Source organism: Roseibacillus ishigakijimensis (assembly GCF_016595415.1).
GTDB lineage: Bacteria > Verrucomicrobiota > Verrucomicrobiia > Verrucomicrobiales > Akkermansiaceae > Roseibacillus > Roseibacillus ishigakijimensis.
On record NZ_JAENIO010000004.1, the window covers coordinates 144,235 to 155,706 of the forward strand.

An 11,472-nucleotide genomic window follows, 5' to 3' on the forward strand; every position below is an offset into this window, starting at 1 on the left:
ATCAAGACTGGGGAAAGAGCACCTCGAAGCATGCGCTTTCCCCCGGCTGGCTGATGAGCTCCAACTGACCTCCGGTCTGGGTCGTCAGCCGTTTGGCGATGGAAAGCCCCAGACCACTGGATGATTCCCCTCCGGTGGGCTTGGCTGTCAGTTGCGAGTAGCGTTGATAGAGACGCGGAATATCCCGTTTGCTAAAGCCCGGACCGCTGTCACGCACGAGAAAGCCCGCCATCCGATCCCGTTTGACCATCTCGATGGAAACCTGGCCCCCCACGGGGGAATATTTGATGGCATTGCTGACCAGATTCTCCAGCACCCGCTCCACAAGCCACTCGTCCACCGAGGGGACTTCCAGCTGGGAAAGGGTTTTCACCGAAATGGCAATGCCCTTGGCCTTCGCGGTCTCGGTCAGGCTCGCCAAAACGACATCCAGCACCACGCCCAGGCGACAAGAGGATTTCTTGAGAGCCTTCTCTTGTCGGAAGCCGGCCTGCTGAATCATGGCAAAAGCTTGACCCGTTGCCTCCAACATCGAATCGAGCAGCGGAGCGGTTTCCGGTTTGAATTCCTCTCTCTGCTCCATCAGGAGGCGGGCCGAAAAGTCCAGGGAAGACAGGGGGGTCTTCAAATCATGAGTCAAGACATCGATGAGATTGCGATGGCGCACGCTCTCGGACTCGAACTGAATCTGGGTCATGGAAAGAGCGGCAAAGTCCCGAGCCAGCATCACTTCATCATCCGACCAATGACGGGGCACGGTATCGATGAGACAGAAGGCGCCGAGGACCTGACCTTCCCCATCCATGAGCGGAAAACCCAGATAGGCCACCACTCCAAGGTCTTCGATAGCCGGGTTGTCGCAAAAACGCTTGTCTTCCCGGGCATTGGTCACCACCACCGGATTCCGCGAGGCCACCACCCGGCGGCAGAAGGAATGGCTGAGGGGCGTTTCCCGAGTCTCGCAGTAGGGAGTGACCAACCCGTAGGCCCCAATAAAGAATTGGCGCTCACTTTCCACTATCGTCACCAGGCTCACCGGCACCTGAACCGCGCGTGAGGCCAGCTGAGCGATTCGGTCGAACTCGCTGCTATCCAATTCGCCGAGAATATCCGACAGCGAATTTGCTAGCTTGTTTTCTATCTTTTTACCCTCTAACGCCATACTACAAGAAACGTCTTGTGCCCGAAAGACGTGTGCAGCGCAAGACCCATGACGAGTCCCATGCTAAAAAAATTGCCGGGGGCTCACCCTCAAACGGACAACTCGCTCTCCTCAAGACAAATACCGTCTCAATTGGAGCCTTTCGCCCGACTCTCCCCCCGAGGAAGGCGATCTTCAGTCCAGCGTTTCCACCAGCCAGCGGGTCAAGGCCTCATGACAATCGGCATTGTAGCGCCAGGAAAGAAAGCCCATCTGGAGACCGGTGGTGATATTTTCGGGCAAATCATCGAAATAAAGCGTGTTCTCCGGCTCCAGATCGTAAGCGGCCATAGCCTTGTGATACATGGCGGGGTCCGGTTTGGCGCAACCCACCTCATAGGAGAATATACGGCCCTCGAAAAGATCGAAGACCTCCGCAAAATGGCTCAGAAAGTAATCGGCGTGCATCCGATTGGTATTGCTGAAGAGAATGAGCTGGAAACCGCGCGCCTTGAGTTCGCGCAACGTCTCCCACATGGGGAGATTGGGGGTGAAAATGTCGTTCCAAGCGGCCAGAAAATCCTCCTTGGGACCCTCGAAGCGGAGCTTTTTGCTGGCCCAGGCAATGAACTCCTCATCGCCCATCGCGCCAGACTCAAACTCATCCTTCTTCTCCAGCAGAGAGTTGATACGTCCCACGGGGTCAGCCAGTTCCGGCGGAATCAATGTCCGCAGGGAATCCTCGAAGTTCACATGGAGAATCACATTACCAATATCAACCAAAGCCGCCTTCTTCATCAAAAATTCTTTTCCTCTCTCAGTTTATCTAACACGAATTGTGCCGTTATGGTAGCGGAATGCGGCCGGGAGTATTTAGCCAGGTTCCGTTTCCAACGTTTCCACTCCTTGCAGTCATTTGCAAGGAGCTCTTGCAGTTTCGTTTGCAAGCGGGCGGGATTATCAGCCAAATCGCCCCCTCCCATGGAGCGTAGCAAGGCCAGATTTCCCTCTTCTTGGCCAGGCACGAGATGATGGATGAGCATGGGGGTGGAGGCCGCAATACTCTCATGGACAGTTGCTCCCCCGGCTTTTCCGATCGCGAGATGGTGGCGGCAGAGATAATTTGGAATCTGCCGGGACCACCCCACCAGCTTGACCCGCCCGGGATATCTTTTCTTTAACTCCTGGGCCGGGCGGTAGAGCCGCCGCACGTTCCGACCCAGAATCATGGTCAGATGGGTGTTATCACACTCCAGCACCGGCACTCCAACGGCCTGAATCTGAGGCTTTCGGGCGGTGGCAAAGTGCAAGACGCGGAAGGGATCGGTGGGCGACTTGGAAGTGAGGGGCTCCAAGGTCGGGAAGAGGGGGGAGACCGGAAAACCGGTTTCGACGATGCGTCCCTCGGGCAAGCCCCGCCCCTGCATCATCCGGCGGGTCAGTCCATCGGTGACGAGCCAGTAATCGGTGGGTGCTTGTAGCCAGGCATTGTTGATTTCGATGGAATCGGTCACAACGGTGAAGACCATTCCCTTCCAGCGGCCCCGCTGACGCAATCGCTCGGCGAAATAAGGGTAAAGGGGGTAAGTGGAGACGACGGCGTCGGGGGCGAACTCCTGCACCTGCCGGGCGAGCGCTTCCTCAGGCTTTCTCATCACATGGAAGGTCTCTTTGGAGAAATCCCGGCGCTCGGTCGCCCGATAGACCCAGTCCCAGATGGTGGGAGAGTAGGTGGTCATCGCCCGGTAGCCACGGCGGAGAACTTCATTGAGTCGGGGGGCTCCCTGGGCGCAGGGGTCAAAGACCGAGACCTCGGCCCGGCCCTCCAGGGCCAGAGCAAGACCCCGGGCGGCACTATTGTGGCCCTCGCCATAGCCAGCGGTTACGATCAGTATACGGGGTTTCCCTTTCATTCTTGGTCCCAAAGGAGATGCCTTTTCTAAAGTGCGACGGGGTTGCCTTACACGAGTTTTTCAGACATCATTTCGCCCGTGGACAAAAATTCTAAAAAGGGGGATAAACCGGAACTACGTGTGGTCGATGAGGACAAGGTGACCCGCTTGGGTTCCACCGGCTCCCCGGTCCCCGCTCCACCCCGGAAGAAGGCCCAGTTCAAACGCTCTAATGAAGAAGGAGCCCTGCAGCGGGAGATCGCACGGGAAGATGAAGATCCCTTGGCGGAAGCTCCTGATGAGCTGGAAGACGTCCTCCTCACCGACACCCCGGCGGCTCCCCTGCGCATCCCGCCCGCCTTCATTGCCCTCGCAGTCATCGCCTTTCTCGCCCTTCTGGGAGCAGGCGTTTTCCTCGCTCTCGGTGGGCGCGACTCCACCTCCCGCTATCAGTCGCAAGAGTCCGCCCGTGAGCGCATCCAGTTCACGGAACAAGAAAAAGAAGAGGCTCGCCGCCTCGTGGCCGATTTGGGGGCGGCCTTGGAGAAATACACTTCTGCCCGCACGATTGAGGAAAAATTGGCAGTTAGTCGCCACCCGGAGCGGGTCGAGCCTCTCATGCGGGACTACTACGCCCAACAGGAATTCAAAGTCCGCGAAGGGGCCTTACTGAAAGAGCAATACACCCTTCCCATCGAATTCAGCACCTTCGTGGTGCTCACCGCGAGCTTCGACGACGGTAGCTCGGGGGTCTTCCTCGCCGAGATCGACAACGACCTGCAGGTCCGCATCGACTGGGAATCCGACGTTTGCTATCAACCGGTGGATATTTCCGAATACATCGCCCAACGCCCCACCGAGCCCGTCACTCTCCGCGTCTTCGTCACTCCCGACAATTTTTATGTCTATGAGTTCAAGGACTCGGAGAAATACAAGAGCTTGCAACTCACCTTCCGCGACAGCGATGAATACCTCTTTGGCTACGTCGAACTTGGATCGAAAGTGAGCCGACAGCTCTCCCTCTTCCTGGGTAGCGCAGCGCGGGCTTCGCAAATCATCAAACCCGAGCCAGCCCTTCTCCAAGTGCGCTTCCTCCCGGGAGGAGATTCCGAGCGCGGAGTGCTGATCGAAAAATTCATCGCTCCCCGTTGGGCCTACATCGACGAGGCGCCCGATGCGCCCGGGACGGAGGAGTAATCCCCCGCCCCGGCAGCATCCTTACTTCACGGGCGAGAGGTAGCTTCCGCCGTAATTGGAGGAGGGAACGGCTGGTGCCATCCCGGTGTTGTCATAACCAGCAGGCTCCTGATAGGGGCTGCAGCTGCTCATCAACCCGGCGGCGAAGGCGAGACCCGCCAACGCGATTACTGTCTTTAGTGCTTTCATCATCAGTTTGGAAAAAGAAACTCCTAGCAGCTATTGCGCCGTGCGCAAGGGTGCTTCCGCAAATGGCCGGGCCTCCTGACGGCGCCCCACCTCACCCCCCGGTAGCCAGCCAGCGAAGCGACTACCCTTCTCAGTAAATACCGCCAGCCCAATGACCCCCACATCGCGGGCCTGGCCGTGGCGCAGATTGGCATAGCTCGCCGCCACGGTGGAAAACTTGAACGCCGCCACCGCATCGTAGCTGGTGCGGAACCCCTTCACTTCGATTTTTTCGCCCGGGCCCAGAATGTAGCCCCGTTTCTTGAAGCTCGCGGGGCGGCCATCCATGACGTCGAGCCCGTCCACCGAGAGCACCACTTCCAGCCGACTCTCACTGGCATTGCGCACGACCAGCGAATAATTTTTCCCCTCCTTGCCCACCACAAAGCGCTTCGCCCCCGCCATGTAATGAAGGGGCGTCCCCCATCCACTTTTCACCCCCCACTCCACCGCGCCATTGGCCGCTTGCTGAAAGGCGGATGTGCGGTTCTTATGACGCCCGGCCATGGCTTCGATGCCAGCCTCGTCATTGTAAAAAATCGTCGCCACTCCCCCCAAGGGCCGATCGCTAGCCCGCTCGAAAGACGTTCGGGCCAAGGACGAAGCCACGCGCTCCCCCCACCCCGTGCCAAGACCAGGACGAGACCCGGGGTCCGCCGCCGCGCTCGACAATTCTTCCGCGCGCGCACCCGAGCCCACCGTTTCCCGCAAAGGCGAACTCGCCACCACAGGGCTGGGAGGCACCCCCGGCTGGGAACAACTCGATAGCGCCAGCACCGCCCAAACGGCTAGCCCGATGATGAGAAAGGCCCCCAAATCCTGCCAAACCTCCTTCGTGATTTTCATGCGTGCTAAAAAACCAGCAAATCAACCTCCCGTCAATTTTTTTCGCTAAAAAAACAGCACTTCGCTTTACTCCCTTTGGCGCGGAGGAATCGAAAAACCAGCCCCTCCTATTTTGTCAGGTCCGAAAAAATGGGGAGAATTCTAACAAAGAGAGGGTTAGCCGACACCAAGCCCCTGCCGGCAAGAAAATCAGCAGAATGGAAAAAGGAGCTCTCGTTCAAATGGAGCGAAAGAGAAATTTCGCTTGGAGAACTGGCCTGCCGAGGCCTCGCTTGAGAAAAACCAGAGGACCGCGGCAATGGGGGACAAGCTACGGCTGCTACGTTTCCGTCCTGACCGGGTTCACCAGCCCACACTCCGCGGCCCCTGGCAAGGGAAGGGGTAATCGCAAACCTCCTTTCCGGAAAGTGGTTTTTTACCTTTTTTCTATTCGCCCCCCATCCCGTCTCCCCGTTTGCTCCCGGCCCGGCCCTTTGCTAGCCTGTCGCCATGTCGAGGGAATTCACGGTTTTGTCTCACCTTTCACGCATCGCACTGGGCCTCTTTTTCCTGGTCACCGGAGTGCTCAAGTTACGCGATCTCAATGCCTTCACCGAGGACGTCTTTAACTATCAAATTTTATTCCCCCCCTTCGACGCTTACACCGCCCTCCTCGTGGTTTGGCTCGAGATCATCGCGGGCCTTGTCGTCCTCGTGGGTCGCTGGGGCCTGCGTGGAGGCCTGGTGACTATCGGCGGCCTTCTTCTCGCCTTCATAGCGGCGCTGAGCCACGCCGCCGCCCGCGGGCTCAACATCAATTGCGGCTGTTTCGGGTCCTCCGAAGAGCCCACCAATTTCCCCCTCCATCTCGGGCTCAACGCCCTTCTGCTTCTCCTCACCCTTCTTCTCCTCCGTCACTCCAGCACCCCTGCCAAAGGCCAGGTCTTCGGCCCCGGCAAGCTCCATCTCCCCGAGGAGTGAGCCCGGGGGAGAAAGAGACTCACCTCAAATGCGACTTGCTCCCAGGCTAAATCGAGGCCTTGCTGGCCGAAGCATGAACGCCCTCCTCGCCGCTGCCGACAGCCTGCGCCAGAACCTGCGCGGGCTCAGCTTTCCCGACCCCGTGGCCTACACCTACAATCCGCTGGAATACGCTTGGGACCGCCACTGCGACTATCTGCAAAAATACGGCCAAGGCCCTAAGCGGGTGCTTTTTCTAGGTATGAACCCCGGCCCCTACGGCATGGCGCAAACGGGGGTTCCCTTTGGCGAAATCGAGCATGTGCGCGACTGGATGGGCATCTCGGGTCCAGTCGCCAAGCCCCAACCGGAGCACCCCAAACGCCCCATCACGGGCTTTGCCTGCCCGCGCTCGGAAGTCTCCGGCCGCCGCCTCTGGGGCCTGTTTGCCGAAAAATTCGGCACGGCGGACCAGTTCTTCGCCGACCATTTTGTGGCCAATTATTGCCCCTTGGTTTGGATGAAGGATACCGGGGCCAACCTCACTCCCGACAAACTGCCCGCCGACTCCCTCGCGCCGGTGGAGGAGCACTGCCAGGCCCACCTGCGCACCCTCATCGAGCTCCTGCAGCCCCAATTCCTCATCGGAGTGGGAGCCTATGCCGAAAAAAAACTGGCGGAGGCCGCCGGAACGCGGAAGGAGGAGTTCACCTTCGGGCGCATCCTCCATCCCTCCCCGGCCAGCCCTGCCGCCAACCGCGACTTTGCGGGCACCGCCTGGCGTCAACTGGGCGAGCTGGGTATCGTTTCCTAGGGAAGACGTTCCACCTCGTTGTCCACCCCCTTCCGGGCCGTGATGGCACCCTTGCTCTCGACTCGGCAGCCCCGCGCCTCGGCACTGAGGACGACGGGACTGCTCGCTTCGTTGCGCAACTTCACTTTCTCAGCCCGGCGGGGGGAAAAGGCGACTTGGCCCTCCCCTGCTCCCGGGATGCCAAAGCCCAACCAAACGGGCAGTTCTCGCTCAAGGATTCCCGGCAACAGACGCACCCGGTGCTCCCGGCCCGAGATCATGGCCAGCCCATGGACCACACGCCCGGAACGCGGGACGTGCACGGTCAACTCCAGATCCGCGTTCTCACCTTCCAGAAACAGGGCGGGACCATATCGGGCTTCCGCCTCGCAGGCACGCATCACCGTCCTCGTCCCCACCCAGAACCCCCGCTCACAAGCCACTGCGCGACAGTTCTCCACCTGCACCGAGCCCTCGGTGCGCAGCTCGAAGCCGCTCCGCATGTGGCGCGCCTCACAATTGCGAAAGACCAGATTCTGATGCTCCCCGTAGGTGCGAAAACCATCCTCACAAAGACTCTTGGTGTAGCCCGGAAGCAAGCGATGCTCCCCATTGCGATTGCGAAAAACAGTGCGGAAACCTTTCTCGAAAGCCGCTCCCGACTTTTCCGCCAACATCTCGTCCGTGCTTCGCACCTCCCCCTCCACCACACAATTCTCAAACACCAGATTGGAAGCCGTCTTTTGGATAAAATAGCCGTGCCCGAAAGAGCGCATCACGAGATGACAGTCGCTCAAGCGATTGCCATTTCCCGTAATCAGGACCCCGCTGTGCTTGCGATGGCCGATAACGGGAGAGCCTCCTTTGCCAAAGCTATCGCCATAGCCGTAGGGGGTCGAGCCCCGCACCTCGAAGCGACAATCCTGCAAATGGTTGCCCTCCCCGCTGAGCGCCAGCAACTGCCCTCCCGGCGAGGTGCCCTCGCCTTCGCAAAGAATCTGCCAACCCCGAAAGAGATTGCCCGAACCACTCACCTCGATCTCGCTGGCATGAATCCGGGGCCGCAGCTTTTCCCGCAGTCCGGTCTCCCAAATCAAGACCACGCCCTCGAGCAAGAAACGATTGCGATCCCCGCTGAAGCGAAAAAACGAGGAACGCCCCTCCCGCCGCCACTGTTGCAAGCGCTCCTCGGTAGCATAGTCGGACAATCGGTAACGCCCGGGCGCCAGGCGAACAGTTTGGTCATCCTTTTCCGCCAAAGCCAGCAGGGCATCCAGATCCGAGACCTCATGAACTTCTTCCGCCAAAAGAAAAAATCCTCCGAGCAGCCAAGCCACCAACCCCGCCATCAGCCCCGGGGCAAATCGCCCCCTTCGGTCCCCAAAATTTCTCATCACGCTGGCCAGTAACGTCTCCAAGGCCCCTTCCCTATCACCACAAACCTCCTGCCTCCCCAGGGACCGCCCGCCTTCCTTTCCCCTTCACTCCCCGCTTTTTCTGGCTGAAAAATTCATCCGTGCCATGGTAAAAGCCTCCCGAGGCCACCGATGAACAGCTACGCCGCCCGCAGAACCCGCCCTCCCGAGTGGACCCAGGCCCTCCTGGTCTCCCTCGCAGTGCATTTCTTGCTGGCCCTCATCTGGATCATCCTCCTCGCCCAAGAGTTCTTCGATCGCAGCCTCGCCTCAGAAGAAAAAGCCGAAATCGCGGACGACGCCCCGGTGATGGCGCTCACCGCAGAACGGCTGGAAACTTTGCAAGAAGCCTTTGAGGCAACTCCCGAGCCGGAGCCGGCCCCCGAACCGGAGCCGCCCGAAAAGAGCTTTGCCCACACCCAACCCACGCAGGAAAGCGCATCGCCGGTGGAGAGCCCCCGATACTTCGGCGAGCGCGATACCGCCGCTGCCAACTCGGGTGAAATCGTGGACAACGGCCTTGAGGTGCCGACCCAAGACGGTGCCGATCCCCGCAGCGCTAACGATCTGGAGCTGGTGGACTCCGACTTTGCCGATGGCGAGGAAGAAGGGGCTCCGGGCACTCCGGGCGAACCCCTTCCTCTCTCCGAGACCGCCCTCACCACCGAAAACTCCCCGCCGCAAGAGCCAACGGAAGCCCCCGAACCTCGCGAGGAAACCCTCGCCGAACTACCCGACGAACCCGTGGAACAAGACCCCCTGGCAGAGGAAACGGCGGAAGAGCGCTTGGAAAAGGCCCAAGCCAAAGCCCGCGAATTGCTTGCGCTGGACGAAAGCCTCCCGGTCCCCCTGGAGGAAGAAACGCCCGAAGAAGAGGACGTGCGCGAACCCGTCGAAGAAACCCTGCCCAAACCCCAGCCCGCCGTTGCCCAGAATGCAGGCGGAGTGAGCGGAGATCGGGGCTTGGAAGGCGGCTTCGACCGCGAAGCACAAAAAACCCGCGTCAGTGGCTCCATCGGCCGCAAAGGCGAAAATTCCCTGGCAGTGGAGGCCACCGTCAAAGGCCGCTTCCTCGCCCAAGTGAACCGCGAGATCGAAAAAGCCTGGCAACGCGAATGCATTCTCCGCCGCGAACACATCCTCCCCGGAGTCCTCGCCGTTAGCTTCGTGCTGGACGACACTGGTAAAGTGACGGGCTTTCGCTTCGATTCCCGCATCGCGGGCGGAGCCATCCAGGAAGGCTTCACCATGATGGCCATCAAAAAGGCCAAAATTCCCGCCATGCCCGACGAGATGAAAAGCGAACTCGATGGCCGTCAGCTGGAAATGAACCTAACCTTCTATTTCTGAGACCATGTCGGAAGAGAGCGTTTATCATTACTCCAAAGTGCGACGCCACTGGTTGCACAACGGGCTGACTCTTCTCCTCATCCTCCTTCTCGCTTTCTCTCAACTCACCTTCGGAGAGTCCGATCACAACTTTGCTCCCTACGCGGCAGTTTTTCTCTTAACCGTCAACTTCAGACAACTGACCCGCTGGGAAAGCCGTTGGACCTCCACAGTCGGCCCTAACGCCATCCTTTACCAGTCTCCCGACGAATCCGCCAAAGTAGCCCGCGAGGACCTCGCCCGCATTCTCCTGCCCGATGGGTCGAGCAGTCCCATTGCCCTCGTCAAAACCAACGGCGACATCCTGCAGATCCCGCGTGGCACCCTCGGCAATAGCGAACAATTCCGCGAAGCCCTCATCCGCTTCCACTACCCGGTCGAGGTGGTGAAGATCTGAGTTTTTCCCAAGCCTTACCTACAAAAAATCCCGCAGCAGGTGAGAGAGGCGATCTTTGGTCTTGGTGCTCCAGGAACGGTTTTGCCACTCCTCGTAAGTGGCTTCTTCGCAGTCTGCCCGATCAGCGAGAAAGACTTCTTCGTGCTTCTCGGCCCAGGCCCGGTTCTCGATGAGCAAACTGGCCTCGCTGTTGATGCGCAGAGAGCGGACATCGAAATTGGCCGAACCCACAAGCACCCGGTCCTCATCGACGAGCAGCATTTTGACGTGAATCAAGGTGCGGTGATACTCGAAGATGCGCACCCCGGCCTGTAAAAGAACGCCCCAGTCATTGCGGAAGGCCTTGCGGACGACCCGCTTGTCGTTGTTTCTCCCCGCCGCGATGATCACGACCTCGACACCCCGCTCCGCCGCCTCCGCGAGAGCGGCCAGCAGACGATCGCTGGGCGCGAAGTAAGGAGCCACCGCGTAGAAACGAGTCCGGGCTTCCTGCAGCAGTTGAAGGTAGAGCCGCTCGATTTCGTTGCTCTCCTCCGTTGGTTCGGCGGCAATGAGACGGCATGTCACCTCTCCCTCTTTCGCCAAAACCGGAAAAAAAGCGTCGTCATCGTCCTCCGGCACATCATCGGGCTCCCAATGGGCAAAGAAGAGGCGCTGCAAGTCCCCGACCACCGGCCCGCGCACTTGGTAGTGGTTGTCGCGAAAGTGCTCGCTGTCTTCAGCATCTCCGGTCCACTCCTCGGCAATGCCGACCCCACCGGTGAACCCGATCCTCCCATCCACCACCAGAAGCTTGCGATGGGAGCGCCGGTTGGAGCGCCTCAGATTGAACCATTGCAGAGGACGGAAATGCCGCACCGCCACCCCTGCCTCGCTCATGTTCTCGATCAACTCCTCGCTCATGTCCTGCGAGCCGAACCAATCGAGCACCACCCGCACCGCCACCCCCCGCCTGGCGGCGTCGGCGAGACTGTCCGCGAACTCCTCCGCAATTTCGCCCGACCAGTAGACAAAGGTTTCCAGATTCACCGAGTAACGGGCCTCGCGGATAGCCTGCAGCATGGCGGGAAAGATCTCCTCGCCATTGATGAGCAAGCGCAGGGAATTGTCCTCCCGCTGGGGAAAATCGGGATTTCCCCGCGCATCGACCGCTTCCGGTTGGTTCTTGGACACCATCGTCCTCCAGAATGGCGCACCTGGGCGCAGTTGCAACTGACGATTGCCCCTTTCCCCCT

At 59.6% G+C, this 11,472-nt stretch carries 12 protein-coding genes and 1 other RNA gene; 5 read left to right on the forward strand and 8 right to left on the reverse strand.

Annotated elements, in window-relative coordinates:
• Position 1 precedes the first annotated feature (1 nt).
• From JIN78_RS02785 to JIN78_RS02795, 3 genes are all read right to left on the reverse strand, one after another.
• Positions 2–1,162, reverse strand: a complete 1,161-nt coding sequence (locus JIN78_RS02785; RefSeq protein ID WP_200390410.1) for a GAF domain-containing sensor histidine kinase — start codon at positions 1,160–1,162, stop codon at positions 2–4.
• Between the two features lie 174 nt (positions 1,163–1,336).
• Complete coding sequence (locus JIN78_RS02790) at positions 1,337–1,939, reverse strand: HAD family hydrolase (protein ID WP_200390411.1); 603 nt, start codon at positions 1,937–1,939, stop codon at positions 1,337–1,339.
• Entirely contained in the window at positions 1,939–3,054 is a 1,116-nt protein-coding gene (locus tag JIN78_RS02795) for an MGDG synthase family glycosyltransferase (protein ID WP_200390412.1), read from the reverse strand. Before JIN78_RS02795 ends, JIN78_RS02790 begins: the two co-directional genes overlap by 1 nt.
• A gap of 78 nt (positions 3,055–3,132) precedes the next feature.
• Between JIN78_RS02795 and JIN78_RS02800 the strand changes: the two genes are divergently transcribed.
• The gene (locus tag JIN78_RS02800) at positions 3,133–4,230 is read left to right on the forward strand and encodes a hypothetical protein (protein WP_200390413.1); all 1,098 of its coding nucleotides are present in this window, start codon (positions 3,133–3,135) and stop codon (positions 4,228–4,230) included.
• Between the two features lie 21 nt (positions 4,231–4,251).
• Here the strand turns inward: JIN78_RS02800 and JIN78_RS02805 are convergent, their stop codons facing one another.
• The 3 genes from JIN78_RS02805 to ffs all read right to left on the reverse strand — a co-directional run bounded on the left by JIN78_RS02805 (position 4,252) and on the right by ffs (position 5,676).
• Positions 4,252–4,422 (reverse strand): hypothetical protein, encoded by a 171-nt coding sequence (locus tag JIN78_RS02805; RefSeq protein WP_200390414.1) that lies wholly within the window; start codon positions 4,420–4,422, stop codon positions 4,252–4,254.
• A 27-nt stretch (positions 4,423–4,449) separates the two neighbouring features.
• Positions 4,450–5,304: a hypothetical protein gene (locus JIN78_RS02810; protein ID WP_200390415.1), complete on the reverse strand. Its 855-nt coding sequence runs from the start codon at positions 5,302–5,304 to the stop codon at positions 4,450–4,452.
• A gap of 277 nt (positions 5,305–5,581) precedes the next feature.
• Positions 5,582–5,676: signal recognition particle sRNA small type (ffs, locus tag JIN78_RS02815), an RNA gene on the reverse strand.
• A gap of 117 nt (positions 5,677–5,793) precedes the next feature.
• Between ffs and JIN78_RS02820 the strand changes: the two genes are divergently transcribed.
• Together JIN78_RS02820 and JIN78_RS02825 are read left to right on the forward strand one after the other, a co-directional pair.
• Positions 5,794–6,264 (forward strand): MauE/DoxX family redox-associated membrane protein, encoded by a 471-nt coding sequence (locus JIN78_RS02820; RefSeq protein ID WP_200390416.1) that lies wholly within the window; start codon positions 5,794–5,796, stop codon positions 6,262–6,264.
• Between the two features lie 73 nt (positions 6,265–6,337).
• Complete coding sequence (locus tag JIN78_RS02825; protein WP_200390417.1) at positions 6,338–7,057, forward strand: uracil-DNA glycosylase family protein; 720 nt, start codon at positions 6,338–6,340, stop codon at positions 7,055–7,057.
• Here JIN78_RS02825 and JIN78_RS02830 read toward each other — a convergent pair.
• The gene (locus JIN78_RS02830; RefSeq protein WP_200390418.1) at positions 7,054–8,385 is read right to left on the reverse strand and encodes a right-handed parallel beta-helix repeat-containing protein; all 1,332 of its coding nucleotides are present in this window, start codon (positions 8,383–8,385) and stop codon (positions 7,054–7,056) included. The two genes, JIN78_RS02825 and JIN78_RS02830, sit on opposite strands and share 4 nt — an antisense overlap.
• 198 nt (positions 8,386–8,583) lie before the next feature.
• Here JIN78_RS02830 and JIN78_RS02835 point away from each other — a divergent pair, with 198 nt between their 5' ends.
• The gene (locus tag JIN78_RS02835) at positions 8,584–9,801 is read left to right on the forward strand and encodes a hypothetical protein (protein WP_200390419.1); all 1,218 of its coding nucleotides are present in this window, start codon (positions 8,584–8,586) and stop codon (positions 9,799–9,801) included.
• A 4-nt stretch (positions 9,802–9,805) separates the two neighbouring features.
• Positions 9,806–10,237: a hypothetical protein gene (locus JIN78_RS02840; RefSeq protein ID WP_200390420.1), complete on the forward strand. Its 432-nt coding sequence runs from the start codon at positions 9,806–9,808 to the stop codon at positions 10,235–10,237.
• An 18-nt stretch (positions 10,238–10,255) separates the two neighbouring features.
• On the opposite strand, the gene JIN78_RS02845 is transcribed toward JIN78_RS02840, so the two are convergent.
• The gene (locus tag JIN78_RS02845) at positions 10,256–11,413 is read right to left on the reverse strand and encodes a phospholipase D-like domain-containing protein (RefSeq protein ID WP_200390421.1); all 1,158 of its coding nucleotides are present in this window, start codon (positions 11,411–11,413) and stop codon (positions 10,256–10,258) included.
• Positions 11,414–11,472 lie beyond the last annotated feature (59 nt).

What these genes read in the sequence shown, in the direction of transcription:
- JIN78_RS02785 (WP_200390410.1), bottom strand. Translation starts at nt 1,162, where the DNA reads ATGGCGTTAGAGGGTAAAAAGATAGAAAACAAGCTAGCAAATTCGCTG.
- JIN78_RS02790 (WP_200390411.1), bottom strand. Translation starts at nt 1,939, where the DNA reads ATGAAGAAGGCGGCTTTGGTTGATATTGGTAATGTGATTCTCCATGTG.
- JIN78_RS02795 (WP_200390412.1), bottom strand. Translation starts at nt 3,054, where the DNA reads ATGAAAGGGAAACCCCGTATACTGATCGTAACCGCTGGCTATGGCGAG.
- JIN78_RS02805 (WP_200390414.1), bottom strand. Translation starts at nt 4,422, where the DNA reads ATGATGAAAGCACTAAAGACAGTAATCGCGTTGGCGGGTCTCGCCTTC.
- JIN78_RS02810 (WP_200390415.1), bottom strand. Translation starts at nt 5,304, where the DNA reads ATGAAAATCACGAAGGAGGTTTGGCAGGATTTGGGGGCCTTTCTCATC.
- JIN78_RS02820 (WP_200390416.1), top strand. Translation starts at nt 5,794, where the DNA reads ATGTCGAGGGAATTCACGGTTTTGTCTCACCTTTCACGCATCGCACTG.
- JIN78_RS02825 (WP_200390417.1), top strand. Translation starts at nt 6,338, where the DNA reads ATGAACGCCCTCCTCGCCGCTGCCGACAGCCTGCGCCAGAACCTGCGC.
- JIN78_RS02830 (WP_200390418.1), bottom strand. Translation starts at nt 8,385, where the DNA reads ATGGCGGGGTTGGTGGCTTGGCTGCTCGGAGGATTTTTTCTTTTGGCG.
- JIN78_RS02835 (WP_200390419.1), top strand. Translation starts at nt 8,584, where the DNA reads ATGAACAGCTACGCCGCCCGCAGAACCCGCCCTCCCGAGTGGACCCAG.
- JIN78_RS02840 (WP_200390420.1), top strand. Translation starts at nt 9,806, where the DNA reads ATGTCGGAAGAGAGCGTTTATCATTACTCCAAAGTGCGACGCCACTGG.
- JIN78_RS02845 (WP_200390421.1), bottom strand. Translation starts at nt 11,413, where the DNA reads ATGGTGTCCAAGAACCAACCGGAAGCGGTCGATGCGCGGGGAAATCCC.